The organism is Paraglaciecola mesophila KMM 241 (assembly GCF_000315015.1).
In the GTDB taxonomy this organism is placed as follows: domain Bacteria; phylum Pseudomonadota; class Gammaproteobacteria; order Enterobacterales; family Alteromonadaceae; genus Paraglaciecola; species Paraglaciecola mesophila.
Window position 1 is genome coordinate 161425 of record NZ_BAEP01000023.1, and the last position, 26970, is coordinate 188394.

Sequence of the window (26970 nt, forward strand, 5' to 3'; positions counted from 1 at the left end):
AAAATCCTTAGAGTGTGGAAGTTAATTCATATAAATTATCAGACGCTTCTTGACGTTTGCTTTGGAGTAGCTGACTAAGGTCATCAACGTGAACAAGATATGGCGCTTTTTGCCGGTTAGTTAACCGAAAAATGTCGAGGGAGATATACCCCGCTTTTGCTTGACTAACTGCTGTGTCGAAAGAAATATTGAAGTATTTATCGACAATATCTTTAAATGGGATGATCACGCTCCCGAAATTGGCAAGTAAACTAAGAGTAATATTTTCCATTGGAGGCTCCGCCCGATCTTGTTGGAAGCTTCTTTTTTTATCTATTAACTCCGCCAATCCAAAAATACTAACTTTATCGGCCATTGCAGAACGCAGTTGGATATACGAACAATCCTTACGCAAGCGCGACTGAAATTGAGCTTTATTTGTCTCTCCTAGCCAATATTTCAAAGCTTCATTGTCAATAGAGATATCATTAGCCCCAAATTGATTTCCTAACAGCAATAGTGTTTTCAAAAGTGCATCCACTGGTCAAATCAGTTAATTGACAAACATTATCTACCATAAAGAAGCAAGTTCACTTGAAACGGTTAGACGGAATTTGAGCGTTTAAATAACTCTAACGACACGAAATGGACGGAACTTGCAGCATTTTGCCCTTAAAATAAAAATTTCTATGAAATGGCAAACAATAAAAATTACTGTTAAAGAGGGTAGTCAGCTGAAAGAAGAACACAAACTTGAAAATGGTAGGCGTCGCGCGATAGCTAAAAATGATGGAGAAGAAACTTATCTCTCAGCTTATCAATGCACAAAATGTATTGCTCGGCAAAAGTACAGGATTACTGACCCAGTATTAATACAAGTCGACATTAATCCTCCAAAACGTCAAGGATGGATTCGTAATACAGCTAACAGCGGATGTACTGATTGTAAAATTCATAATCGAAATATTAAAAAGGTGCCAGATTATGCTGAAATTTTTAATGAAGGTTTGCTGACTGAGCAGAGTGAGAATCCCTTTGCCCACTTCTTTCAGGACCCTAACCCTAGTGAAGGGCATAAGTTTGTTCGCATGATGAAGGATATGTTTCCCGTAGAGAAATAGGACCCCTTATCCCCTATGTCAAACAATTTTGATAATGCCTAAAATATTAATACAGCTCCCTTATTTCGGGTTGCGTTAATTTTGAGATCTACAACTTTATCTAACGAACGTCACCAGTTCCCATAGGGCATGACTAGGTATTCTTGAAGTATTTAATAGTTAAATACAACAAGAAGGAGTCATTATGACTAATGAGTTTGAAACGGAATTGGAATTGGCTAGGTTTTATAATGCAGAAGAATCAATGCTTAAATCGATTGCGATGCTGGACAACGTGCTAAAGTACCGAGTCTATACACTCAGCGACTGTAATTACACATTTGAAGACGAAAAGCACTGGTATTTAGAGCAGGTATTCACGGAGCTGCGTAAGGATATTCATAACATTAACCACATCATGATTTTAACTAATTGCATTGGCATGTTGCTTGAGCATGATGACGTTTTGTTCGAATCTCCTATAAACACTGACTTACTAGATGATTATTTTGATGAAGAAATAAATCCCACCAAGAGGTAGATAGAAAATCACCATTGATTGGCCCTAATTATTATCGAGGACCAACCAATGGAGTCACTATGAGAAACACTAATAAAGCACCAAGTCAATTTACTAAAGTGTACAAACGAGAGAGTAAGTCACCGTTCGACGACCATTGCACTATGCTTTGGTTAGCATCAGCAACTTGCTCAGCAGAGAACAATTTGGATTTGGGTTATGAGCGATACATCTATGTCCATAAAGACAATGCAGGTAAAGTTGTAGGGATATCTATCAGTAAGCAGTTACTGGCGGAACACCCTGAATTTGAAAGCAGGTATCTAGATGACATCACTATGTATGCTTTTCTTCTGTTATACGTGGAGGAGATAGCCGCATTCTGTGAATTCTTTAAAGAAGAGTTCACAGATATGTTTTTGATCCCACCTGGCGATTATTTTGCGATATCTGAACAGTATTGGTTTGAAAAAATCAGTAACGCCTAAGCACAACATTTAGCGAACCTTTTGGTTCGCTTTTCTGTGCTCTAAATTTCTAGAAGTGTGCGCTATTTTAATTACAAGTTTATCTGCTCAGAAACCGCCTTTTTTGAGAAAATTACGCAATCAAAAACAGCTAACAGTGCATACTAGGTTTTGTTTGTGCTCAGCCCTCGCTTCGACTATCCAAGTACCGTTTTCTCGAACCTTTGTGACGCATATCTTATTTCCTCCCGTCCCTCCGAAATTAAACTCGAGTCCAGAAACGGCACAAAAAGAGTGATTAGTAGTGAAGAGGTTCTTTGTCTGATTATCTGACGTAGAAATTTTGTAGTCCTTCAGAGAGATTTGGCTAAAATCTTTTCCGTCCAAGCCATCTTTTCCTTTGAATGAGCCATCTGCTTTAAAATCTGAAAGTATTATTTTTCTAAAGTTTTTGTCTTTAATAATTTTTGAAGAGAGAGCTGACATCTGAGTCTCGATAAGCTTTTCTTCTGATTGGGTTGCCATCCAAGTGATTAACGAACCTGCGGCGAAAATGGTAACTCCCACAGTGATTTCCTTTATCATATTTCCTCCGTTTTTATAGCATAATTCGACTAACTCTAAATTATCCCTTACTAGAATAAAGGATAAAAAATAATATAGGTGATAAACGCTATTTATGCTGTATTTAAAAGAATTAAACTCAAACCAAAACGCAATCACCTTGGCGCTTAATCAATTGTATCTGCAAAGTTAGACGAGTGTTCTATTTGCTACACACCCAAAAAAATAAGTGTTCTAACGTATCGTTCTTGGCTCAAAAAGTGTCATCTATTTATTGGGTTCTGAAAATGGTTCTACTCTTAGAGAAAATACTTTTCTGCTATGCTAGAGTGAACCAAAACCATCAGTGATGTCAGTTTTAGGACTTGAAGTGCTCATATTTAAAGTTAGATGTAGTAAATAATTCACAAATGATAGGTAACTAACACATGTTAATCCAAGACGTTGAAGCCGTTCGTGCTTTATTGAATAATTCCTCACATTTAAAAACCGACGAAACTTTCAAGAACAAGTATGGTTCTAAAGTTGACTGGTTTCTATAGATGCAAGAGCATTGTAAAATTAAGAGTTCAAATAACTCCTTGAGATATATGCGGCCTATTATTTCCGAAGTGTGCAATATATTGATTGAATGTTATAACCAAAGCAATCTGATCCCTGATACTTGCTTACCGAATTCTAGTAGGGAAATTTCGCTTACGCCTACTCTATATGCTGCCGCTTATCGAATGCGAGATTCGCAACACCGAAAGTATTGGCCTGCGGCGGAACTGCCGGTTACACGCAAAGACGGTATGGGCCGACTTGATTTAGCTCTATTTAGCTCTAAAAGAACTGTATTAGTTGAGTGCAAGCAACTTAGGATGGCAATTAGAGGAAAATCTTTCAGCAGAGTCCAGACACGTTTAGATAATGCATCCAATCAACTGAGAGACATTTATGAACTAGAATCCATAGTCGGCTCTACGTTCATAAAAAAAATAGACAAAGTAGCTATGGTGTCAATCGCGGGGGTTATGCCAATTGAAAAGGCTGAACTGCTTAACGACTCAGAAAAAGAAGAGATGTTTTGGGATAAATTTGAAGCTTTGAGAGCTGAGTTTAAAAAGCACATGATCTCAGGTGTATATCTGGGGCAACATCATATTAATGGTAAGATTGATCTTAATACAAATTGCAGTAAGCAGGTATCTATTGGTCAATTTTTTGTTTTGATGAAATTATGAAGTAAATAGTATACTAGTGTGTGGTCTATCAAACGACCGCAAAGAAGTATTAACAGTCTTATGTAAATCTTACCGGTGTCTGCTTTTTGAAAATCTTAGCTGTAAGCATCTTAGACAATGTTTAAGTTGTACTTAACTAATATTTCATCCATTTCTCAATCACCACAACCCATTGGATTTCCTTCGATATCTACTGAACCTATCATCGGTAACCCGTTGCTAGGATTTACAGTAGGGTCGCTGCTATCAAAAATATTATTAATTTCTGCACCTTCGGCTTCATAATCATCTGATAATGACTGAAAAGACTGACTGCTCGCTGCCCCTTTTGATTGGCTGATTCTACGCTGCCGATTTTGCTGTTTTACTATTGTCGCTTGTACGGATTGAGCTGCATTCCACGAGCTTCCACTTCTGTATGCATAAGGTGTGACGACTTCCGGCTGAGTAATGAAGCAACCATATACAAAATAGCCATAAGTAAACATCGATAGAAGAGAGCCGAAGAGAAATGTTCCCTTATAAAAAAGTAAAGCAGAAATACCAATGAGCACCAGCGTGATGCCAAGCGTACTAAGGACTTGCTCAGTCTTAGACAAAGAATTTGGATTCTTTCTACCATTTAAACTAACGGCCTCTTGATAACTTTTCAGAAGTGCGGCTTCATGATCTTCCTTGTCCATCTTTATGCCCTTTTCATTGAATGAATACATCAATTTAATAATAAAAAAACCAAAGTCAAAGGTTTGTGAAACGGGTATTTTTGCCTAGCGTGGGACTACTTATTATTTGTAGTGTTGAGGAAATTATTTATGCTCGTGTGCTCTCGTTTGATTTTCTATCTACTTAATCAACATACTTTGTTGTGTAAATATTGGGAGTTCGATTGGCGTCGAAGACGACAGGTGTAGCGAAAACTTTATCTCGAAAGCGTAGATTGAGTGATGGCCGCACGAGCATTTTTTTAGTTCTTTATTCGTAAAACAACTGCCGTAGTTCATCGCAGTATTTGGTGCGATACACAATGGCTCCCTCAAGCAAGTCTGCGTCCCGTGAGGTCATTAAGGGTTGCTTGGTTTGCTGACTTCTCACTTGGGTTAACTCTGTATACAACTGGCTATGCAAGCGCCGTATATCGTCTAAAATTTCATACGACTGTGAAATCATAAACACCTTGCCATAAATATTCGCTTTCAGTGCTGATAAGTAGCGCAACAAGATACTGCTGCGCTGGGCCTTTGTTTTAAAGGAGTTCTCAATCTCAATTGCGACAATGCAATTTCCTTCCTGTATTTGCTCCAGTATTAATCCATCCACAGTGCGAGTATCCGTTTGTGTCATAAGCTTTTTAAATTCACGCTCAGTCATCAAGCCCCCGTATACATAATGCTCAGGAGTTGCTCTGGATACCTCATGCGCCATTTTCAGCAAAATGTACGTGTTCATTAAATCATGCATGATGGTGTTTTGGTTTACACCGCGCTCAGGTGGGCTGAACCTGCGAAATGGCACCGGCATAGCCATTAGTTCTTGTGCAAATTTAGCACCTGAAAAATCCACTATGTAAATGCGGCCGTCCATCGAGCGATGGGTTTCAACCAGTATTAACAATTTTCGTTTTACTAGTTTATTTAAATGCTCTAATGCTTGTCGTTTAGAGATTTGATAAAGCGCTGAAATGATAGTGGGAGAAGTCAAACCAAACCGAGCGGTTAACAGCACGGTTATATTCAGTCTAGCCTTTCCTATTTGATTATTGTTTACCCCACCCTCATAGCGTATGGCTATATCAAAGTATCGTTGAAATTGTGTATTCCAATTGGTATTGCTGAAAGTAATGCTGCTGGTCATCTTGATATTCCTTGAGTTTGACAGTAAATGACTTATCAAACGTAAGGCCAGCCTGCGCGAAAAAAGCGGCTTTTGTGAAAACAGAGTCTCGTTGAAGGTCTCGTTTAGCTATGTATTCACGCTCGGTACGCAGCCCTATAGATAATCAAAGAGCCAAAAAGCGTAAGATGATTACTTCGTAATTCTCTTATTGGCTTGAAAGGCCCGCCCCCTCTGCTATCACATTCGTGATGAGGGGACTTTACGAGGCTGTGCCTCTAACCTTTCAAGCCATACTGGCACGTACATGCTTCGCCCGTACTCCCGCCAAATATGCCATTCGACACCGACGTTTTGCAAACTGTCTGTTTCAGCTCTCGCTGACGAATAATTTTCTGTCGAAAATATCTGGTTTGCAGTGAAGTTGTACCAACTTCTCAGCAAATTTTTGCTCACGCAAAAACAATTTTGACGGGAGTACGAGCAAGTCGTACGTGCCAGGCTTCGCCGCATAAAAATTTCATTTTTCAGCGGCTACGCGTTTTATGAGTTTGTTCCACAAACGCCTTTCCTTAGCAGCTTGTCATACTGACAAGTACCATTAGCTTCGCTACAAAAGCGGTTAAAACAAGCTTCAAAGCGTCTTTGCCCACCCAGTAAAAAGAGATTGCACTTCTGCTTTCAATCATTAATGTAAAAGGTCATTTCAAGAAAAGGATAGCGGAAATGACGGAAGACCGTGGGTTGTATCTAATGCTGTTTATACTAACGTTGATTAGTATCTATTGCTCAACAATGTACCTTATAGAAGTGGCCGCAGACCAAACAGATAGAGGCTGCTTATTCATAATATTAAACGTCGCTGCTTACCAAAAAATGCTATTTGGGATCACCAAATACGAAAAACTCACACACAAAGGAGCGCTTAAACCCTCAGGATATAAATTACTCGAATACAGTTTGTTTAGATTCTTTTAATAAAGGAGAAATACAATGGATCAATTTTGGTTTTTAGTACCCGTTTTAGTCTTCGTTATCGGTGCAATATTTTTACTCAAAAAAGTTAAGGCTAAATCAAAATGAAGCATTCTGCGGTTTAGACTAATTTTCCCCCTACTTTATAATCGCTCAAAGCTGATGCTCCAGCGACCAATACAGTGTTGTGAAGCTCAGTATTTTACGTATTGATTTAAGGCCCTAAGCAACCTTTATTTCCTCAGTGGTAATTTTATTCTTAAAGAGTAATATGTTGATGTTTAATCAATTAATCTAGTTTTCTCAAACTGTTTGTTGATAAAACTGTGTAGTTGCACTGTTTTAACATAGAAGGATCTGTGCTGTGCCTATTATCAACAAAAAAGCGCTAAGCGAAACTGACATCATTTCTAAGTTCATCATGCCAGCCATCAAGAATTCAGGCTGGGATGACATGTTCCAAATCCGTCAAGAAGTGAAACTTCGTGATGGTAAAGTCGTAGTGCGTGGCATGGCAGCTGCCCGTAAAACGGTTAAGTCAGCCGACATTGTGTTATATCACAAAGTGTCTATGCCTCTTGCTGTAGTTGAAGCCAAAGCGAACAAACATGAAATGGGCAAAGGTATTCAACAAGGATTGGATTACGCCCGCTTACTTGACGTACCTTTTGTGTTTGCCTCTAACGGCGACGGTTTTATCTTTCATGACAAAACCAATCCGGCAGCGTTAGAGCGAGAAATAACCTTAGATGAATTCCCTAGCCCTCAAGAGCTTTGGGCCAAATATTGTCAATTCAAAGGCTACACAGCGCAACAACTCCCCATAATCACCCAAGACTATTACGATGATGGCAGCGGGAAAGCGCCGCGTTATTATCAGTTGCAAGCAGTCAACAAAACGATTGAAGCCGTTTCTAACGGGCAAAACAGAGTCTTGCTAGTCATGGCAACTGGCACAGGTAAAACCTATACCGCGTTTCAGATCATCTGGCGTTTATGGAAGGCGCGGGCCAAAAAACGCATTTTATTTTTGGCCGACCGCAATGTATTAGTCGATCAAACCAAATCCGGTGACTTTCAGCCATTCGGTCAGGCGATGACTAAGATTTCAGGGCGCAAAGTAGACCCCGCATACGAAATTCATTTAGCGCTTTATCAAGCGCTCACCGGCCCCGAAGAATCACAAAAAGCATACAAGCAAGTAGACCCTGACTTCTTTGACCTTATCGTTATAGACGAGTGCCATCGTGGCAGTGCCGCAGATGACAGCGCTTGGCGTGAAATTCTTGAATACTTTAAAGGCGCTACTCAAATTGGCTTAACAGCAACACCAAAAGAAACAGAAGAAGTATCTAACAGTGATTACTTCGGTGATCCAGCTTATATGTACTCCCTCAAAGAAGGTATTGAAGACGGTTTCTTAGCGCCTTACAAAGTTGTGCGTGTCGACATAGACATAGATTTACAAGGCTGGCGGCCCATCAAAGGCCAGGTCGATAAAAAAGGAATGTCATCGATGATCGAATCTACAACCTAAAAGACTTTGACCGCACTATGGTCATAGACGAGCGCACACAACTCGTCGCAGAGACCATAACCAATTACCTAAAGCGAACAAACCCAATGGACAAAACCATCGTGTTTTGTAACGACATTGACCATGCTGATCGTATGCGCAGAGCCTTGGTTAATCTCAACCCAGAACAGGTCGCGAAAAACGAAAAATACGTGATGAAAATCACCGGTGACGATACGCTGGGCAAAGCGCAGCTCGACAACTTTATTAATCCCAAAAAAGCATATCCGGTGATCGCTACCACATCAGAATTAATGACCACAGGTGTGGATGCCAAAACCTGCAAACTGGTCGTGCTTGACCAGTCTATTCAATCAACGACCAAGTTTAAACAAATCATTGGGCGCGGCACGCGAATCGACGACAAGTACAATAAACTTTGGTTTACTATTCTCGATTTTAAAAAAGACACAGAAAAGTTTGCAGATAAAGATTTCGATGGTATTCCAGAAAAAGTCATTGTCACTAAACCAAATGATATCAACGACCCTGATTCTGATTTTGACGACATCATCGAAGGTGAAGGCAACACAGATGACGAGCACGAAAACACTGGCACGCCTGATTTTCCTGACGCTGCAAACAATGAAGACAATGGCTTCCCAGAGGGCGAAATGGGTGGGGATTGGCAAGACGAAGAAAAGGTCAACAAATACCACGTTAACGGAGTCAAAGTGCTTAAAGTCGCTGAGCGTGTGCAGTATTACGACACTGACGGAAAGCTAGTAACCGAGTCATTTAAAGATTACACCCGTAAAACGCTTACCCAGCAATATGCCACTCTCGACGAGTTTGTTAAAAAATGGAACAGCGCAGAGCGCAAGCAAACCATAATCGACGAGTTATCTGCGGAAGGCATCATTTGGGATGGCCTAGAGCAAGAAGTCGGAAAAGATCTCGACCCATTTGATATGATATGCCATGTAGTGTTTGACCAACCCGCACTTACCCGTAAAGAGCGTGTGAACAACGTCAAAAAACGTAACTACTTCACTCAATATTCCGAACAAGCACAAAATGTTTTAAACCGATTACTCGAGAAATACACCGATGCCGGAGTGGGTGAATTAGAAAACGTGCAAACCATTAAAGTGTTCCCGTTTACCGAAATAGGCTCATTCAGTGAGATCCTTAAAAAGGGGTTTGGTGGCCGCGCCCAATATGATCAAGCCATCACCGAGTTAGAGCAAGCCATCTACGCCGCTGAGCAAGACCGTTCGGCATAACTATTAGATAAGTTAAAGCGCTTATGTTTTAGCGCGTAGGACGAAGCGCTTAAATCGTAGAAAGTAACGATACTGCTTCGCTAACATCGCGAAATAATAAACAATTGAATTAACCGCCTAAGAACAGGCAGTACAACCCAAAGCATTAAGAGAAGTATTCCATGTCAGTCAGTTCAGTAATCAAATCCATTCAAGACATTATGCGTAAAGATGCCGGTGTAGACGGTGACGCCCAACGACTAGGTCAAATGTCATGGTTGTTATTCTTAAAAATATTCGATGCACAAGAAGAAGACCTAGAGCTAGAACTTGACGACTACCGCGCCCCAATCCCTGAAACGTTTTTATGGCGGAATTGGGCAACAGATGCCCAAGGTATTACCGGTGATGAATTACTCGAATTTATCAATGACGAGCTATTTGTACAATTAAAAACACTTATCGCCCCTATCGATAAAAACCCACGTGGTTTTGTAGTACGTGAAGCCTTTAGTGACGCCTTCAACTACATGAAAAACGGCACACTACTGCGCCAGGTGATCAACAAACTTAATGAAGTAGACTTCACCGATTCAAAAGAGCGCCACTTATTCGGTGACATTTACGAACAAATCCTCCGTGACTTACAAAGCGCCGGTAATGCCGGTGAGTTCTACACCCCCAGAGCCGTCACCAAATTCATGGTTAATCGTATTGACCCAAAACTAGGTGAGCAAATATTTGATCCAGCTTGTGGTACGGGTGGCTTTCTAGCTTGCTCGGTCGACCACATTAAAAACCAATATGTAAAAACCGGTAGCGACCACCAAACCTTGCAAAAACAAATTCACGGAGTTGAGAAAAAGCAACTACCCCACTTACTGTGTACTACCAATATGATGCTGCACGGTATCGAAGTACCCGTGCAAATTAAGCACGGTAACACCTTAAGTGATCCACTTTCCTCATGGGACAGCATTTACGATGTAATCGTCACCAACCCACCCTTTGGTGGCACCGAAGAAGACGGCATCGAGAAAAACTTCCCCTCAGATATGCAAACCCGTGAAACGGCTGACTTGTTTTTGCAATTAATCATTGAGGTATTAAAAGATGGTGGCCGCGCCGCAGTAGTATTACCCGATGGCACCTTATTTGGCGAAGGTGTAAAAACCAAAATCAAAAAACTGCTAACCGAAGAATGTAATTTGCACACTATAGTGCGACTGCCAAATGGTGTGTTTGCACCATACACCAGCATCAAAACCAATATCCTATTTTTCACCAAAGGCGCCCCTACCAAAAACATCTGGTTTTACGAACACCCTTACCCAGAAGGCGTAAAAAACTACAACAAAACCAAGCCCATGAAGTTTGAAGAATTCAAAACCGAAAATGACTGGTGGGGTAATGAGCAAGACGGTTTTGCTAGCCGAACAGAATCCGAACAAGCCTGGCAGGTCAGCATTGACGACATCATTGCCCGAAACTTTAATCTCGATATTAAAAACCCTCACGTAGGCGAGCAAATCAGTCACGATCCACAAGAGTTACTAAGCCAATATGCAGAGCAGCAGCAAGACATCCAGCAACTGCGCGATCAGCTAAAAGGCATACTTGTTGATGCACTAAGTACAGGTGCCAAGTAATGGCAGTTGAAAACTTAATCACTGAGCATTTGGATATCTGGACTTCATCAGTCAAAACCAAATCCACCGCAGGCCGTGGTAGATCCAACAAGTTAGAACTGGTTGGAGTTAAAAAACTCCGTGAGTTAATTCTAGAGTTGGCCGTGCGTGGTAAATTAGTCCCGCAAGATCCAAATGATGAACCTGCCAGTGAGTTGCTTAAAAAGATAGAAGCTGAAAAAGCCAGATTGATAAAAGAAGGCAAAATCAAAAAGCAAAAGCCATTACCGCTCATTAGTGATGAAGAAAAACCTTTTAAGTTGCCCGATGGTTGGGAGTGGGTAATCCTTCAAGATATTACTTCAAAAATAACTGACGGTGACCATAAAACTCCACCAAGAATAACCTCAGGTTTCAAGCTACTTTCAGCGAAAAATGTTCGTGATGGCTATGTTGATATGGATATTTGTGACTTCATTGCAGAAGAGAGCTATATAAAATCTAGAGAAAGGTGTCTACCTGAAGAAGGTGACCTTATGATTGTCTCAGTGGGCGGCACAATAGGCAGAAGTTCAGTTGTGCCAAAGGATTCTGCTTTTGCGTTAGTTAGAAGTGTAGCTCTAATTAAACCGTTGAAAATAAGTTCATTCTATTTTAAATACGCAATGGACTCTCAATTACTACAGGAGTCAATACATGCTAGGAAAAGAGGTGGAGCACAGCCGTGTTTATACTTATCAGAAATAGGTAAGTTTCCGTTTTCTTTACCACCACTAGCCGAACAACACCGCATAGTCGCCAAAGTCGATGAATTAATGTCCCTGTGTGACCAACTCGAAGCACAAACCGAAAACAGAATTCAGGCGCACCAACTATTAGTAGAAACCCTATTAGCCACCCTAACTAACGCCAAAGACGCCGACGAACTCAATGAAAACTGGCAAACCATTAGCCAACACTTCGACGTGTTGTTCACCACCCAAGCCAGCATCGACCAACTAAAACAAACCATCCTGCAACTCGCAGTCATGGGCAAACTCGTCAAACAAGACCCCAGCGACGAACCCGCATCCAAATTACTAGAACGCATCGCCACAGAAAAACAACAGCTCATCAAAGACGGAAAAATTAAAAAACAGAAGCCACTGCCGCCGATAACAGATGAAGAGAAACCGTTTGATTTGCCTGAGGGGTGGGGATTCGAACGATTTGGTAATTTAACCTCTAGATTAGGCTCTGGTAGCACCCCTAGGGGCGGACAAAGTGCATATGTTGATAAAGGAGTGATATTCCTGAGGTCCCAAAATGTTTGGAATGACGGTTTGAAGCTTGATGACACTGCTTATATAACCGATGAAACAAACGAAAAAATGTATAACACTCAAGTTTTTCCTGGAGATGTACTCTTAAATATAACTGGAGCATCGTTAGGGCGTTCAACAATATTTCCTGAACACCTGAATATAGCTAACGTAAGCCAGCATGTAACGATTATTCGACTCATAGAACAATCAATGGGCCTTTTTGTACATCTGGGGATTCTTTCTCCGTTGGTACAGCGATTGGTTTGGGGACGTCAGGTAGGAATGGCTATAGAGGGACTAAGTAAGAAAGTTCTAGAGTTATTTGAATTTCCAATACCACCATTAGCTGAACAACACCGAATAGTAGCCAAAGTCGACGAACTAATGACTTTGTGTGACTCACTTAAAGCACATTTAAATCAAGCCCAAACCACCCAACTCCACCTTACCGATGCAATAGTGGAGCGAGCACTGTGAAAACCATGATTGTGGTGATTATTGTAAGTACAGCTTTTTAGAAGTCCTTTACAGGGAAGTAAGATGAAACTAATTAACGAAAAGTATCGTTCACTAAAACCAACAATTGAATATTTGGCTGACGAAGTTGTTATCGCCCAAGCTTGGAAAAAGACTCACGGTTATATTCGGTCTTTCAACTGGTATGCAGATACGTTGGCTTTAGACGTTTCCGCTTTGACCATTGAAGACAATGCAAAGAAATGGGCAGGGCAAATAACACAAGGGAATCAGCTTAATCAACTTGAATTAGTGCCTGCCGCAAAAAGTGAAGCTTGGGTGTTTGACGACAAAGGGTGGCATCCAAAAGATATAAATAAAAGAAGTGATAAGTCCCCCTTAAGACCGCTTGCCCATTTAACTGTCCGTGACCAAACATGGGCAAGTGCAGCAATGCTTTGTTTAGCTGATGCGGTAGAGACTGCTCAGGGTAATTGTAGTAATAAAAATCAAAGCTTTGAAATGGCGAGAGATCGTAAAATATACAGCTATGGCAATCGGCTAGTTTGCGACTGGAAGAATAAAGACAAAGCTTGGTTTCGTTGGGGCAATAGCGAAATATATCGCAAATTTTTTACAGATTACCAGAATTTTTTGCAACGACCACTTGAATTAGGGCGTTTGGTTTCTAATCAGGCTCTGGGATCTGAAGATGTTTTTATCGTAAATCTCGATTTGTCTAAATTTTATAACACAATAGATGTCGATGTACTTATTGAACGTCTACAAGTTATTTCATCGGACTTTGGGCATGAAACATGTGATGATTTTTGGGCGGCATTCAAGCGCTTAACAGACTGGCAGTGGGAACAAAAAGACATAGATTTGGCCAAAGAGCTGAGTTTAGGGGATATTGAAACGGGTCTACCACAAGGCTTAGCTGCAGCGGGGTTTTATGCGAATGCCTATTTAAACAATTTTGACCAAAAGATGGGTGAGAAAATAGGCAGAACATTATCTGCACAAAGCACTGTGGTTTTGCATGATTACTGCCGTTACGTCGATGATTTGCGGCTTGTAGTAAGTGCTGATGGACAATCGCCGCAATATGTAGCTGATGAAGTTAATAAATTGATAAAAGCGTTATTAACAGAGTTTGGCGGAGAAAAGGTCAAGCTCAATACAGAAAAAACCAAAGTTACATTTTTATCGGATCTTGATAATGACGGTAGTATGGCTAATCGTATTGAAATGATCCAAAGCGATTTAAGTGGGCCTGCGGATAGGGATGTTTTGGACTCAACAACGGGTATTTTAGAAAATCTTCTTACGATTGAAAATGAAGTTATTCCGGAACTTGATGGCAACCATTCTGATTTGGCTTTACTACAGATATCGAGCTTCGACCACGATATTCGGCCAGATACATTAAAACGTTTCGCCGCCAACCGATTAGAAAGTATCGTAAGAAGTAAAAGGCGCATTGCCGCACATGATGGCAATGAAAGTGAACATGAAGGCACTAATGAGCTTCTTGCCAAGAAGCTTATACTTGCGTGGATGAAAGATCCGTCACTTGCTTTAGTCTTACGAAAAGCGATTGAAATATACCCAGATGCAGAGTTATTTGAACCTGTATTTGAAGCTATATTTGAACGAAGTAGTTTCGCTAAATCTAATCAAGAAAAAGATAAAACAACTAATACTATGATGGATTATTTACTTGCCGATTTATTTAGGTGTGCAAGTGATTTTAACGGTTACTTTCAAGTCATTACATATCATGCAGATATAAAACCATCGGCTCTAATTGAATTGTTAGCGCGATATGCTCAGAAAGTTATTGCTACCGAAGGTTTGTCTCCATTTACAGTTAGGCAGGCTTTGATGTTATTAGCCGTCATTAATAGGCCGGTATTATTAACCTCAGGTAATAACTCAATACAAAAAGATCTTCATTCAATTTTAGTTAATAAGCCTCCTGTATATCAACCTCAACGGAGTGCCCTATTTGAAGTGGCAGCACAAATAACTGACAATTTTGAAACCTACGCTTCCTTATTTTTAGAGCATATTGCAGATTTGAATGAAAAGCGATACGCGGCTCTAGAGTTATTTGCTAAACGCGGTGGCCCTTTTTGGTTGTCGCTTTGGAAGCAGCTAAATAAAAAGGCCAGCTTTAAAGCTATATCAACGCAGTTAAAATGGGCAGCCCCGCAGGTGTCATTGCAACCAAAACCCAGAAAACAGCTATTGTCTAAAATTATTTGCTCTGACGTTAACGGTTTTGAGTTTGAGCATGCACTAGTTAAGCTAGCTCTGGGGCTTATTGCAGAGGCAAAAAACAATCCGAGGATTATTGCTAAATCACCAAATGAAATAGCTGTTAAGTCAAATCCACAGTGTAATTGGGATAAAGTCTGGATGGCTGAGGTTGAAACAATTGAATGTAAATTTGTTTCTAATAAATCAGCTGCAGATCCTAGGTTTACAATACCAAAGTGGATAGATACCGAATTAATTGGTGAAAACAGTATTATTTATTGGGTAGGTACAATACTTAGGGCGTCGGTTTTAGGAGGCGCAGATTATACGGGGAGCCGCTGGAAGTCTGGTGTAAAAGTAACTTACAAAGGGGTGAGGACGAGTTGGTACAAACGTAGAATGGGGATGATGCATTCACCAGAATCGATTGTTGGTGAGTATGCTACCGTTAGCGGGTGGTTTTCTGACTTGTTAATGCGATGTCTTCAATGGCCTGGTTTTGAGTCATCTCATGTGCAACATAAAGATGTCAAAGGTATTACTGATATAGAATCTTTTGAGTCTTGCCTTGCAGAGCGTTTGGGTTACTTAAATAGTCTTATATGTAAATCATCGATGTTGCCAGTTTTACCCACAGAAGTTTATAGACCGAATAAAAAAGAATCATTTAGAATTGTAACAGTACAGCAATTATTACCACGAACAACTGACTTTAGCGCTGCAGATGTTCAACTAAACAATGACTCTTTTAGAGCTAGACATAGAGAACATCTATTGGCGGTATGTCAGTTGACTGTTAAAACACTTGAGGCAAAGTTAAAAGGTGATGGTGAGGAAACGAAACCCTCTGCCGATTTAATCGTTTTCCCAGAAGTTGCAGTTCATATTGATGACCAAGATGTAATAAAACGTTTAGCTGATAAAACCCAATCAATCATCTTTGCTGGATTAGTATTTACAGATCACAAAGGTAAGTTAGTTAATATTGCCCGATGGTTCATCCCAGACTACAGGGAGAGTGGAAGACAATGGGTTATTAGAGATCAGGGTAAGGAAAATCTGACCTTGCATGAGAAGACTATGGGAATTTCAAGTTATAGACCTTGTCAACATATCCTCAAAATCCATGGGCATCCTGAAGGGCCATTTAGCATAAGTGGGGCTATATGCTATGACGCAACAGATATAAGATTAGCTGCTGATTTGAGAGGCAAAACGGAATTATTTGTTATCGCCGCTCATAATAAAGACGTTAATACATTCGACAATATGGCATCTGCACTGCAATACCACATGTATCAGCATGTAGTGATTACTAATATTGGCGAATTTGGTGGTTCAACGATACAAGCACCATTTAGAGAGCCATATGATCGTCTAATTTCACACGTACATGGCGTAGGTCAAATAGCAATTAGCACGGCAGATATTGATTTAGCGGCATTTAAACGAACAACAAGAAAGTTTAAAGCTGTGAAGACCAAACCAGCTGGCCTTTAGTTAGTATGGAAGATCTATTAGAAAAATCTGAAGGATTAAACAGCGAATTTTGTCGAATTTTTGAGTATGGCCCTGTTGATAAGAGTAAACGCACTTCTTCGAGTTGGATAATGTGCATGGTCGCTGTGGAGCATGCCAGTAGTCTTCGACAATTGGTTATGTGTGGCAACTATACGTCTGCGATATGTATTATCCGCTCTCAGTTCGAAGCAATAACTAGGGCCGCTTGGTTATTTTATGCTGCAAGTGATCAAAAAGTTAAAAATACATTCTCTACGCTAAGTGAACTCTCACAAAATGCGGATCAAAAGCCAAACAATGCCGAGATGATTAAAGCATTGGATGGTAAAGCACCAGATGAAGCTGTTTTGATGTTTAAAGAGTTTCGGAACGTACAATGGAAAGCGTTAAACTCATATGTTCATGCAGGTATTCACGCTTTACAACGACATGGCAGTGGCTATCCAGTGCAACTAATTGAACAGATTATAAAATCTTCTAATGGATTGTTAAGCATGACTGCAATGATGGCCGCGATATTAACTGGTAATCCTTTGATTATTAAAGATATTATACGCATTCAATACCGCCATGAAGATTGTTTGCCTGATCTACTACCCAAAGAATAAACCTAATTTGGAAATAACTTATTCAGAATTAAATAGGACAGCCATAAAGAATATGCCGAACCGCAGAACTCGAAACGCTCAACTTCAGCACAACGTCACTCTCGTAGAGCTAGCATTATGAAAAGTATGGCTGAGCAGATGGAGAGCTTATTTGGTGAAGACAAAGAGGGTTATAAGACAGAAGGTTTGATAGTTTGGGGAAAGTGTGGGCGAAGAGCAAACTGTTGTCCGCGGCTTAAACCAGTTCCAAAAGCACGAGGGATTATTTTTGCTGGAATACAGCATCACTGACTTATTATTCTTAATCCAAACAGACAGCTAAACATTGAGATTTAGCCACTCATGTACCGCAAGGTCGCTTCGGGTGTCCAAATTAAAGTGCTGGTTCAACCAATCAAACCTGATAGGGTAAATGAGAAGCAGCCTAGGCGAATTCCCCAGAGATTGCGCAAAAATGAAATGCTTATTTCGCTCAATAGTCTGAAGATCATAACCTTTATTTTGAACACCGCTTGGGTAATTCGCATGATAAAAATCTAGGTGAAACTTACGTCCTCCCTTAGGAATGACGTTATTTACTTTAATAGGTGAATAAGATCTTAACTCGTCACCAAAAGCTTCATCATAGAACTCTGCCGCATACCAATATCTCGGCTTTAGTGACAACCTGCTCATTTGCTCTACCCAATTATGTTGTTATTAACCAAACGATTCTTCTAATAATGAAGTTTTCGTTATCCGGAAGCATAAGTCTTGCTATCGAACGCCTGCCTTGAAATTATTAATAACGACGACTCAGTCTCAATGTTCATTATCCTAAACTACTAAACTATCGAGGTCAGAACAAAGTTAAGTAACCGCTTTGATTTTTGTAGTTTATGGAAGCATGCGATCGCTTAGCTCGTAGCCGTTAGTCGCTTAAGTGCCATAAGGCGACGTTGGGATTGAATGTTTTCAACGATCACTTTGTACGTAGAGCGGACGAAATAAAATCAAGCCCCGCTCTGGAGACTATGGGTAGTTCACATAATTATGGTAGAATTGCTCTAAAAGATGCTTAGTTGCCGTAGCGTAGCAATAAGTATTAGACAAAGCACAAAGAAAACACATATTTTCTAGTTGTTTTGCTCTTTAGGACAAAATATTTCTTCAATGCTTTTTCCAAAAGTCTCTGCAAGAGCAAAAGCAAGAGTTAAAGAAGGATCATGTTTTCCTGTTTCTATGGCATTCACGGCTTGACGTGACACTCCTAACTTTTCAGCAAGAGCTGCTTGAGACCATCTATTTTCTGCACGAAGTACCCGCAACCTATTCTTCATGGGTATCGCTCGCTAGTTTAATAGACTGCGCTACACCAAAGATAACTGCGATTGCTGGCAACATAAATGCTGGACTAATAGTCGGCACTTCAACCATTTCTGAGAGCAAACCATAAGCCATTGCCGCACAACCAACAACCCCTACAGCCCAAAGCAAACTTTCACCCATTACCCTCTGGATGTATTCATCCAATGACCGATAATGATTTACTACAAGCTGTAATAAAAATATCACCGGAATCACAGGTGACATTGCAAGGAATCCCGTGCTGTATATAGACAAATCATTGGTCTCATTCAATACCACTGATAACGCTAAAACCGCTAAAAACATTGCAATATGCAACATAAATTTGACCAAAAACTTCTGTTCCTTTTTACCTAATTCATTACTCATATTTAGCTCTCCTGAAGTTACCTTATTCTCTCAACATATTGTAATTTTGTCACAATAGATTGATATAGTGTAAGGCTAGCATTACATGTGACGCACTAAGTAGTCAAGCAAACCTGACAATAAGATAGGTACTTATTACATTTTGTGAAATATTAAAAGATATTTTTAAGAGAACTTAATGACTATAAGTCAGCGTCAGCAGGACGATGAACGCGCTATATAAGCAATTAGGAAACGGCGATCTTTACTTGTGCACAGACCTGGAGCAGCGGTGAGCAAGTTTAAACGTCAGCTATTTGTCTGAAGCAGACCACCACTATTGCGGTGGTGACGGTCCGGTATTCGCTCGGAGCCGTCTGACTATTGATGTATTGTCATGCATAGGAGTAATTTTCAAGATTTACAATGATTACGTAAATGAGTTAAAACCTCTTTTTAGTTCCGGTAGCAATCGTTCTTAGGTGTTAAAAGCGCTGAATTCGCTATATTTGTTAAACGACTCTGACAGAAAGCTTCATGATGGCTAGTAAAGTTAATCATATACACTGAGAACCTAAAACAAGAGGCTTTATTCGAATGATAACGTTGTATGTGATTTGTGGTATTTCATTACTGTTTGTGGGCGTTGTTGTTGGCACAGCGCACGTATCCTATCGGAAACATACAGCCCAAAAAAATATCTAAATCCGTTACATGAGAAACGGCTTATTTCAACTTTAAATCAACCGCACTCTGAGTCAAGCGAGGCGAAGTTCAAGATGTCTGTTCATTGTAGACTATCAGATTGAATCAAACTCTCTGCTGATTTGCACTGTACTAGCAGCTCTTACAAGCCGATTCAGGGTAATAGGCTTGCTATTTAATGAGATATAAAGCCCTCTTACAAACTCATCATCCGTTACGTTTAATCTTCCACACATATTTCACCTGAAAAAAGTATAACGAAGCTCATTTCAAATAAAATAATACTGTATATAATTACAGTATATGTTGAAGTTTATCCCCATAAAAGCGTCTGCGGGTATCGTTGGTTTCGAGTCACCTGCGGCAGAATACACACAACTTAGCCTAGATTTAGACCAGCTACTAATTGACCACCCCTCAGCAACCTACATTGGTGTTGCCCAGGGCGAGTCGATGAAAGGTGATGGTATTTTCTCAGGTGACTTGTTGATTGTAGACCGCGCGCAAGAAATTAAAGACCAAGACGTGGTGGTGGCTAACCTCAACGGTGTATTCGTGTGTAAGAAAATCGATAAAGTGCAGCGCTGTTTACTGTCTTCCAGTAAGCGATTTCCACCATATTTTTTGCAAGAAGGTGACGACTTTCAGATAGAGGGAGTGGTGACACGCTCTATTCGCTTACATCGACCCTTTAAGAAGCAACTCTGATGTTCGCCTTGTGTGATGCCAACAGCATGTATGCCAGTTGCGAGAAGGTCTTTGACCCCAGAATTCGCAATAAACCTGTGGTGGTACTGACAAACAACGACGGCTGTATCTGTGCGGCTTGTGGCATTGCTAAGCGCTTAGGTGTGGGTAAGAAGTTCGTGCCGTACTTTAAGGTTAAGAAAGAGCTTGAGGCAGCAGGAGTCGTTATTCGCTCTAGCAACTACGAACTCTACGCAGATTTAAGTCAGCGGATGATGGATACCTGCGCACGCTTCGCGCCTGACATTAACGTATATTCCATCGATGAGTGTTTTTTGTATTACGGTAAAGAGGCTTCGCCGCCCCAAGAAGGCTGGACAGCCCTAGCGACTCAGATTCGAAAAACCGTATGGCGCGAGGTTAGGCTGCCCATTTGTGTGGGTATCGCCCCAACGCCCACATTAGCCAAGGTGGCGAACCATGCAGCTAAAAAAGTAGAAGGATTCAAAGGCGTTGCAGTATTAGATACTCAGGCAATCCGTAAAGACGTGCTATCACTAATGGGTGTGACGGAAGTGTGGGGTATTGGTAAACGATTAGGTTTGCGACTAAACGCATTAGGAATTGATACCGCATGGCAGCTAGCTAATCGAGACCCGTCGCAAATTCGCAAGGAGTTTTCAATAATTGTCGAAAATACGGTGCGAGAGTTAAATGGTGAGGTACGCCATACTTGGGATAGTGTGCGTGCTGCTAAAAAAGAGATATACAGCACGAGAAGCTTTGGTAATCGGATTACAGAATTCAACGAGCTACGCAGTGCGTTAGCTAGCCATGCTGAAACGGTGGCGATAAAGCTGCGCAAGCAAAAGAGTCTGACCGCAAGCATGACGCTATTTGCGACGAGTTCTCCCCATGATACAGAAGGATATTTTCGCCGCTCGTATTTTCATCGCTTTACTGTGCCGACTAATGACACCCGCAACATCGTAAGCGTGATTGAAAGCGCTATGGTGCAGCTTTATCAATCAGGTGTTCGTTATTACAAATGCGGTGTGGGGCTATTGGACTTGCACGATGAGGGGCTGTTTCAATACGACTTATTCAGCCCATCAAATGACAACGCTAAGCTCATGTCTTGTATGGATAATATTAACGCTAAATACGGGCGTTCCACAGTTCAAATGGCCGCCAAAGGCTTCGAGCAAAAGTTTGCTATGCGACGAGAGTTCCTGTCCCCTCAATACACGACAAAATGGAGTGATATCCCCAAAATCATCTGTTAGATGTGAGCCTCAAACCATTAGAGATAAAGGCTTAATCTTTTTGCTTATCACCAGTGGTTGTTTTTTTCGGATAGCGAATTACCAGCATCGTACCGACAACCAGTATTGCCAGTGGGACAAGTAAAAATAGCTCTTCGTACATACCGTTCTCCAGAATTTCTTTATCAAATTATAGATAGATTAATCTGCTTCGGAAGTTTGTCCAACATGAACGTTAAAATTTTTCATGCGATGTATCTATTTACCCGTGAAGTCAAAACACGGGAGATCAAATGACTATTTATAATGCTAACCTCAATTGCACTTGGAGCACTGATGAACAAACAGATGAGGTGTACACCTTGTTTGAGTCTGATGACAAGATTGAACGGATTTTAGTGTATCGAAATAACACAATGAACACAGAGTATGTGATGCTGTCATCAAGTTTGGTTGATGTGTGTGAGCGATATAACCCCCTAGGCTCTAACATTATTTTTCCCGATCAGTATCAGGCTATTAATATGTTTAAGAGTAAGGTCGAATGCTATCAAATAGATAAAGGACATTTAGAACAATTCATCGATTTTTTTGGCGTATCTATTGCGGAATTTTTCGCTAAATACGACATGAAAAATCGGTAAAAAACCTTAGCCAACGCTACGTTGGCTTTTTCTATGGGCGAATCATGAGTATTTAAATGCCTAACATCCTAGATTTTCCTTACGTAACCTCTGATCAATTGCGGTTTGCAGTTCAACCGAAACCGACATCGTATGCTTAATATAATAAAGTGATTCAATATACATATTCGGGAGCAAGGAAAGGAAGTGTTCTTCACTACGGTTATCAATTAACCAGACCGTGGCTTTACGTCGCCATGCCATATAATAGGAACAAAAAAATGGAACAGGAAACTCTATGACAGGTATAAGATCATGAACTAGATTGCTGGGTTGTGTCCGTTCTAATAACCACTTTGCTAAAAAAACGGATATTGGACATTGAGTTAAAACACTATCAACAGCAGCGTCTGTCACACTGTTCTCAGCCTCAGTATAGGTCTCCACGTTAAATTGTCCCAGTAGAGCCAGATAGTTTCCACACAGTTTCTTTAAAAAGACCTCCGCTTCTGCGACGGCTAAATCTAACTCGGGTTGTAAAAGAAGCTGTTGGAAAAGGCCGTCGACATCATATGCCGATGCTATTGGCAGATTTTCGAACAATAAAAAAAGGTTTGGAAGTGAAAGTTTCAACTCAGTGGTGATAACTTCCAACTCCTCATCCAGAGACTGATGGTAGATGTCGGAAATTATTTTTAACTGAGGACGAGTAAGAGCAATTGACTGATTATGATGGAGTAAATACCAAACTAAAGTTGGGCTGTTTGAATATTGAGTAAAAATAACTTCAGCATGTTGCGGATCCCCCAAAGCTAACTCTGTCAGACCATGAGGGTCAATAAAGGCAGCGTAGCTTTCTTCACCACAAGTGTCGTAAAACTCTTCCAAATTTACCCCTGTATGGCTAACACAACCGAGCAAGACTCCTTCGATACACATTCCACACATGAGTAATATTTCCTATTTTGACAGAGTGCTGACAATCAATTAATTTGTGATGTACTGTGTCATGTGAGAGACAAGATGACAATATATAGGTCGACTTGAATACGGCGTTCAGCAAGTAGCTCAAACAGCTTCTTCTTGCATATCCTGACTTATATATTTATTGATAATCTGAGAAAGCACTTGATGACTTGTGACTATCGATTTTCCATTGAGCTTATCGTCTAAATTGCTTACATCAGGGCTTGAGTAGTGCGCCTCGAACACTTGAACGCTTTTGTGTCTGCTGACTGACATAATCGACTTATACGCTATTTGCATATCAATAAGTTGGCTAATCGATTCACGTCGTAAATCATGATACCGCAAGTCTTGAATCTTCAACTCTTTTAAAACTGCTCGAAAAGCTTTTGTGACTCCGCCTGCAGTGAAGTTGAAAACTCTTCCTGATGAAATTTTTCTCTCCGATATGTACTGTTTCAATAATTCAAAAGAGCCGCGAATCAATGGCTGTAGAGCTTTATTGGATCCATCAATTGATGCACCTTTAAACTTAGTAAGCTTAATTATCTTTTTCTCGAAGTCGATTTCTTCGTAGGTGATAGTGACTATTTCTGATATCCGCATTGCTGTGGAAAGTGAAAGCAAGAACAATAGGGTATAAGGAATTTTAACCTTTTTAATTTTTTCCCTCTTTAAAAGGGCCTCATAAATATTGGTTATTTCATTTGGAGCTACACGGCGTTTACGTGCCTGTGATTTACTTATTAAATTTTCCCTTTCAAGGCCCTTAATCAGATCTCTGTCTCTGAGTAATTTTGCGTTTACGGCGACCCCAAAGCGACTTCTTACTTTCTCTAGTAGTAAAGATAGGGTTGTGAGGTTTGACCACGTTGTCTGTGGACTCACTTTTACTTCTTTTGCACTTGGGCCACGACGCTCATAGCAAAAATCGTAGATGTGTTTCTCGTTAAGATCAATAAGGGCAACGTTACGTAAAACAGATCTCTTGCTAGTAAGGACTCGGAGATTAGATCGTTCGGTTTTTCCTAGTACAAAGAACCCTTGGTCAGAAAATCGAATTAACAGTTCAGCAGCTTCTTTTATCGTAGAAAACTCTGTAATCGCATCGCCAAGCCGTCCGGCGTTATCAAGATGTGAGCGCATTCCACGCTCCCAGGCTTTTGCCTCATTTAAGCGTGTAAACGAGTTGTATTTTCTCGCAATAATTACCCCGTTTCTTTTCTTCGTAACTGTAACCTTATATGTTACACAGCCTGTATTAATTGACTTATAAGTGCTGATTGACATTTTTATTCAAACTCCAAATGGAAAATCAGCACTGAGTTTAAGGGAATAGGACCTATCTACTGACGTTTGGGTTAGATGAATTTTTAATTTTTTTAAGTAAATGCTCTGGCGTGATACACGTGTAAACTTGCCAGAGTACATTTAGATCTTTGTGACCTGTAATGGTTGCAACCTCTTCAATCGTGTAGCCGGCCTCAATCAATCTAGTGGCCGCTTCTCGCCTTAGGTCGTGATAACGAAGGTTTTCTATTCCGAGCTTTTTACATGCACTTCGAAATCCAGCTGTTACCGAGCGAGGGTCAAAGGGAAAAATTAGTTCAGATGATCTAGGTTGAGATAAGATTATAGAGAGTGCATTGCCTAGTAATGGTATTTCCATGTGGTTTCCTTCGGAACCATTTGGGTTTTTCCTATCCCTTACTAATATTTTGAACTCTTTACCTTTGAGGTCACTCCACCGTAGGGACGTAACTTCTGAAATCCTTAGGCACGTTGCGAGTGATATCTCGAAAATTGCGCTGTAAGGGATAATGGTTGCTTGATGTTTTTCTTTTCCTTTGAAAAGCTTTAAAAGACGTTGGTGTTCATCTCCTTCTAGTCGCCTTTTTCTAGGTTTGGAACGGGCTATGAGCTGGAGATCATAAAGTGCCTGATATGACTCTACTACTGGTTTTTGTGAACAGTTTATTCCAAGGAGTGATTTACCAATCCTTAAAACTTTTCGAATAAGGCTTACATCTATTGCTAAGGTTGCAGGACCCGGTTGTGACTCCGAATCTTTTCTAGCGAGACAATATTGCACTATATCGTGACTTTTTATCTTGGATGCAACAAGTTGTGATATGGGGTATTTTAAAATCGTTCGATAACTAAAGATCGCAGTTCTGCCTAGTGGCCTATTGGATTTAGCCTTGTATTTTTCATACTCGCGAATTAAATCTCCAAGTATTACCTCCCTGTATCCAACCAACATATTGGTCTCGTCAGTTTCAAGCTGAAATATAAGTGCCCTTGCCCAGCGTAAGGCGGCTGTTTTAGAGGTAAAAGTCTTAGATTTTGAAAAGACTATCTTGCCTTTGTTTTTTTGAGTTACAGATGTACTATACACGGCTCGATCCCCGCGAAGCCGCTTTTTAACTGTGTAAAACGCCATTGTTTTGTCTTCCTATTGTCTACCTGAAGGGTTAAAACCGACGGAATACAGAGGAAATATCACTATTTTTGAAATCGGTAAAAATGACGATGTTAGTCAATTTATGTATATAAATCATAGAGGTATAAACTGTGTCTACTCCTCCAATTAATCGCACCATTTCAGTCGCGCCAATGCTGGATTGGACCGATAAGCATTGTCGATATTTTTTGCGTCAAATTTCCAAACATTCGCTGCTATATACCGAGATGGTTACCACGGGGGCTATTATCTTCGGCAAAGGAGATTACCTTGCTTTTAACGACGCTGAGCACCCTGTTGCACTGCAGTTAGGTGGGTCTGATCCGGTGGATATGGCGCGTTGTGCCGTGCTGGCCCAAGAGCGGGGCTATGACGAAGTCAATATTAATGTTGGTTGCCCATCTGATAGAGTACAAAATGGGCGTTTCGGCGCATGCTTGATGGCTGAACCTAAAACCGTAGCGGCGTGTATTCAGGCGATGCAAAAAGAAGTCGATATCCCTGTTACGGTGAAATCCCGTATCGGAATTGATGATATGGACGAATACAAAGACTTAACCGATTTTATTCAGATTGTTGCTGATGCTGGGTGCGATATATTCACGGTGCATGCTCGTAAAGCTTGGTTGAAAGGTCTCAGCCCAAAAGAGAATCGTGATATCCCTCCTCTGATGTATGACCGCGTTTATTCGCTAAAAGAAGAGTTTCCGCAGTTAAACCTCAGTATCAATGGTGGAGTAAAAACGCTGGATGATGCAGCCGCGCACCTAGAGAAGCTCGACGGTGTAATGATAGGGCGTGAGGTCTACAGTAATCCTTATATTCTGGCTGACGTGGACAAACGTTTCTATCAGGACGACAGCCCAGTGCCAAGTCGAGAAGAGATAGTACACGCTATGCTGCCATATGTTGAAGCTCAGATGGCAAGTGGCGCGCGAGCATGGAATATAGCTCGTCATATGTTGGGTTTATTTCAAGGACAACCTGGGGGGCGTATTTGGCGACGTTATTTGAGCCAACATGGCACTGGGCAAAGTAAGAATGGCTTGCAGGTCGGCCCAGAATTACTGATTAACGCATTGGCAGCGGTTGAAGAGGCGCGCGCAACTGCAAAAGCGTACCAAGATAGTAGGGTTAGTTAATTTAACCACTCCTGTGGTGGATTTTACTAACCTGTTGCATTTTTAACCTACTCTGATTTTTCTGGCGTTATTAACTTTTTAATTAATGTCTATAAATCAGCGGCTTATAAAATATTTTGCACTTGGCACAACTCTCGCAATATTTCACTCGACTTAACTAAAGTGTTTAAAAAAAATCAAAACATTTAATCATTTAACG

21 protein-coding genes and 1 pseudogene are annotated in these 26970 nt (G+C 40.6%); 13 read left to right on the plus strand and 9 right to left on the minus strand.

The window, feature by feature from the left end; translation table 11 throughout:
• Positions 1–7 precede the first annotated feature (7 nt).
• Positions 8–508 (minus strand): pyocin activator PrtN family protein, encoded by a 501-nt coding sequence (locus tag GMES_RS22790; RefSeq protein ID WP_226990254.1) that lies wholly within the window; start codon positions 506–508, stop codon positions 8–10.
• 127 nt (positions 509–635) lie between these two features.
• Between GMES_RS22790 and GMES_RS05710 the strand changes: the two genes are divergently transcribed.
• From GMES_RS05710 to GMES_RS05720, 3 genes are all read left to right on the plus strand, one after another.
• On the plus strand, positions 636–1100 hold the full coding sequence (locus tag GMES_RS05710) for a hypothetical protein (RefSeq protein WP_006991648.1): 465 nt from the start codon (positions 636–638) through the stop codon (positions 1098–1100).
• A 184-nt stretch (positions 1101–1284) separates the two neighbouring features.
• Positions 1285–1620, plus strand: coding sequence for a hypothetical protein (locus tag GMES_RS05715; RefSeq protein WP_006991649.1), 336 nt, complete (start codon positions 1285–1287; stop codon positions 1618–1620).
• 59 nt (positions 1621–1679) lie between these two features.
• Positions 1680–2087, plus strand: coding sequence for a hypothetical protein (locus GMES_RS05720; RefSeq protein WP_006991650.1), 408 nt, complete (start codon positions 1680–1682; stop codon positions 2085–2087).
• 120 nt (positions 2088–2207) lie between these two features.
• Here GMES_RS05720 and GMES_RS05725 read toward each other — a convergent pair whose 3' ends face one another.
• On the minus strand, positions 2208–2651 hold the full coding sequence (locus tag GMES_RS05725; RefSeq protein ID WP_006991651.1) for a hypothetical protein: 444 nt from the start codon (positions 2649–2651) through the stop codon (positions 2208–2210).
• 707 nt (positions 2652–3358) lie between these two features.
• Between GMES_RS05725 and GMES_RS05730 the strand changes: the two genes are divergently transcribed.
• Positions 3359–3856, plus strand: a complete 498-nt coding sequence (locus GMES_RS05730) for a hypothetical protein (protein WP_226990255.1) — start codon at positions 3359–3361, stop codon at positions 3854–3856.
• Positions 3857–4011: 155 nt separating this feature from the next.
• Here the strand turns inward: GMES_RS05730 and GMES_RS05735 are convergent, their stop codons facing one another.
• Both GMES_RS05735 and GMES_RS05740 read right to left on the minus strand, forming a co-directional pair.
• Positions 4012–4539 carry a hypothetical protein gene (locus GMES_RS05735; protein ID WP_006991654.1) on the minus strand — a complete coding sequence of 176 codons (528 nt, stop codon included), beginning with the start codon at positions 4537–4539 and terminating at the stop codon, positions 4012–4014.
• Positions 4540–4828: 289 nt separating this feature from the next.
• Positions 4829–5707, minus strand: coding sequence for a hypothetical protein (locus GMES_RS05740; protein WP_006991655.1), 879 nt, complete (start codon positions 5705–5707; stop codon positions 4829–4831).
• A gap of 1375 nt (positions 5708–7082) precedes the next feature.
• Here GMES_RS05740 and hsdR point away from each other — a divergent pair.
• From hsdR to GMES_RS05770, 5 genes and pseudogenes are all read left to right on the plus strand, one after another.
• Positions 7083–9463: pseudogene (gene hsdR / locus GMES_RS05750) on the plus strand (EcoAI/FtnUII family type I restriction enzme subunit R).
• Positions 9464–9624: 161 nt separating this feature from the next.
• The gene (locus tag GMES_RS05755; protein WP_006991658.1) at positions 9625–11091 is read left to right on the plus strand and encodes an N-6 DNA methylase; all 1467 of its coding nucleotides are present in this window, start codon (positions 9625–9627) and stop codon (positions 11089–11091) included.
• Positions 11091–12851 (plus strand): restriction endonuclease subunit S, encoded by a 1761-nt coding sequence (locus GMES_RS05760; RefSeq protein ID WP_006991659.1) that lies wholly within the window; start codon positions 11091–11093, stop codon positions 12849–12851. The genes GMES_RS05755 and GMES_RS05760 overlap by 1 nt, the downstream gene beginning before the upstream one ends.
• Positions 12852–12914: 63 nt before the next feature.
• Positions 12915–16595, plus strand: coding sequence for a reverse transcriptase domain-containing protein (locus GMES_RS05765; RefSeq protein ID WP_006991660.1), 3681 nt, complete (start codon positions 12915–12917; stop codon positions 16593–16595).
• Between the two features lie 5 nt (positions 16596–16600).
• Complete coding sequence (locus GMES_RS05770) at positions 16601–17224, plus strand: DUF6988 family protein (RefSeq protein ID WP_006991661.1); 624 nt, start codon at positions 16601–16603, stop codon at positions 17222–17224.
• 1115 nt (positions 17225–18339) lie between these two features.
• Here the strand turns inward: GMES_RS05770 and GMES_RS05780 are convergent.
• Both GMES_RS05780 and GMES_RS05785 read right to left on the minus strand, forming a co-directional pair.
• Positions 18340–18543: a helix-turn-helix transcriptional regulator gene (locus GMES_RS05780; protein WP_039986700.1), complete on the minus strand. Its 204-nt coding sequence runs from the start codon at positions 18541–18543 to the stop codon at positions 18340–18342.
• Complete coding sequence (locus tag GMES_RS05785; protein WP_006991665.1) at positions 18533–18940, minus strand: hypothetical protein; 408 nt, start codon at positions 18938–18940, stop codon at positions 18533–18535. Before GMES_RS05785 ends, GMES_RS05780 begins: the two co-directional genes overlap by 11 nt.
• Before the next feature lie 987 nt (positions 18941–19927).
• Between GMES_RS05785 and GMES_RS05790 the strand changes: the two genes are divergently transcribed.
• From GMES_RS05790 to GMES_RS05800, 3 genes are all read left to right on the plus strand, one after another.
• Entirely contained in the window at positions 19928–20332 is a 405-nt protein-coding gene (locus tag GMES_RS05790) for a LexA family protein (protein ID WP_006991666.1), read from the plus strand.
• Positions 20332–21597, plus strand: a complete 1266-nt coding sequence (locus tag GMES_RS05795; RefSeq protein WP_006991667.1) for a Y-family DNA polymerase — start codon at positions 20332–20334, stop codon at positions 21595–21597. The genes GMES_RS05790 and GMES_RS05795 overlap by 1 nt, the downstream gene beginning before the upstream one ends.
• A 272-nt stretch (positions 21598–21869) precedes the next feature.
• The gene (locus GMES_RS05800; protein WP_006991668.1) at positions 21870–22220 is read left to right on the plus strand and encodes a hypothetical protein; all 351 of its coding nucleotides are present in this window, start codon (positions 21870–21872) and stop codon (positions 22218–22220) included.
• Between the two features lie 60 nt (positions 22221–22280).
• Here the strand turns inward: GMES_RS05800 and GMES_RS05805 are convergent, their stop codons facing one another.
• From GMES_RS05805 to GMES_RS05815, 3 genes are all read right to left on the minus strand, one after another.
• The gene (locus tag GMES_RS05805; protein WP_153811054.1) at positions 22281–23087 is read right to left on the minus strand and encodes a hypothetical protein; all 807 of its coding nucleotides are present in this window, start codon (positions 23085–23087) and stop codon (positions 22281–22283) included.
• A 180-nt stretch (positions 23088–23267) separates the two neighbouring features.
• Positions 23268–24455 carry a tyrosine-type recombinase/integrase gene (locus GMES_RS05810; protein ID WP_006991670.1) on the minus strand — a complete coding sequence of 396 codons (1188 nt, stop codon included), beginning with the start codon at positions 24453–24455 and terminating at the stop codon, positions 23268–23270.
• Positions 24456–24507: 52 nt separating this feature from the next.
• Positions 24508–25608 carry a tyrosine-type recombinase/integrase gene (locus GMES_RS05815; RefSeq protein WP_006991671.1) on the minus strand — a complete coding sequence of 367 codons (1101 nt, stop codon included), beginning with the start codon at positions 25606–25608 and terminating at the stop codon, positions 24508–24510.
• Positions 25609–25739: 131 nt separating this feature from the next.
• Between GMES_RS05815 and dusA the strand changes: the two genes are divergently transcribed.
• On the plus strand, positions 25740–26771 hold the full coding sequence (dusA, locus tag GMES_RS05820; protein ID WP_039986704.1) for a tRNA dihydrouridine(20/20a) synthase DusA: 1032 nt from the start codon (positions 25740–25742) through the stop codon (positions 26769–26771).
• The last annotated feature ends 199 nt before the right edge of the window (positions 26772–26970 follow it).

What these genes read in the sequence shown, in the direction of transcription:
- GMES_RS05715 (WP_006991649.1), top strand. Translation starts at nt 1,285, where the DNA reads ATGACTAATGAGTTTGAAACGGAATTGGAATTGGCTAGGTTTTATAAT.
- GMES_RS05720 (WP_006991650.1), top strand. Translation starts at nt 1,680, where the DNA reads ATGAGAAACACTAATAAAGCACCAAGTCAATTTACTAAAGTGTACAAA.
- GMES_RS05725 (WP_006991651.1), bottom strand. Translation starts at nt 2,651, where the DNA reads ATGATAAAGGAAATCACTGTGGGAGTTACCATTTTCGCCGCAGGTTCG.
- GMES_RS05730 (WP_226990255.1), top strand. Translation starts at nt 3,359, where the DNA reads ATGCGAGATTCGCAACACCGAAAGTATTGGCCTGCGGCGGAACTGCCG.
- GMES_RS05735 (WP_006991654.1), bottom strand. Translation starts at nt 4,539, where the DNA reads ATGGACAAGGAAGATCATGAAGCCGCACTTCTGAAAAGTTATCAAGAG.
- GMES_RS05740 (WP_006991655.1), bottom strand. Translation starts at nt 5,707, where the DNA reads ATGACCAGCAGCATTACTTTCAGCAATACCAATTGGAATACACAATTT.
- GMES_RS05755 (WP_006991658.1), top strand. Translation starts at nt 9,625, where the DNA reads ATGTCAGTCAGTTCAGTAATCAAATCCATTCAAGACATTATGCGTAAA.
- GMES_RS05760 (WP_006991659.1), top strand. Translation starts at nt 11,091, where the DNA reads ATGGCAGTTGAAAACTTAATCACTGAGCATTTGGATATCTGGACTTCA.
- GMES_RS05765 (WP_006991660.1), top strand. Translation starts at nt 12,915, where the DNA reads ATGAAACTAATTAACGAAAAGTATCGTTCACTAAAACCAACAATTGAA.
- GMES_RS05770 (WP_006991661.1), top strand. Translation starts at nt 16,601, where the DNA reads ATGGAAGATCTATTAGAAAAATCTGAAGGATTAAACAGCGAATTTTGT.
- GMES_RS05780 (WP_039986700.1), bottom strand. Translation starts at nt 18,543, where the DNA reads ATGAAGAATAGGTTGCGGGTACTTCGTGCAGAAAATAGATGGTCTCAA.
- GMES_RS05785 (WP_006991665.1), bottom strand. Translation starts at nt 18,940, where the DNA reads ATGAGTAATGAATTAGGTAAAAAGGAACAGAAGTTTTTGGTCAAATTT.
- GMES_RS05790 (WP_006991666.1), top strand. Translation starts at nt 19,928, where the DNA reads ATGTTGAAGTTTATCCCCATAAAAGCGTCTGCGGGTATCGTTGGTTTC.
- GMES_RS05795 (WP_006991667.1), top strand. Translation starts at nt 20,332, where the DNA reads ATGTTCGCCTTGTGTGATGCCAACAGCATGTATGCCAGTTGCGAGAAG.
- GMES_RS05800 (WP_006991668.1), top strand. Translation starts at nt 21,870, where the DNA reads ATGACTATTTATAATGCTAACCTCAATTGCACTTGGAGCACTGATGAA.
- GMES_RS05810 (WP_006991670.1), bottom strand. Translation starts at nt 24,455, where the DNA reads ATGTCAATCAGCACTTATAAGTCAATTAATACAGGCTGTGTAACATAT.
- GMES_RS05815 (WP_006991671.1), bottom strand. Translation starts at nt 25,608, where the DNA reads ATGGCGTTTTACACAGTTAAAAAGCGGCTTCGCGGGGATCGAGCCGTG.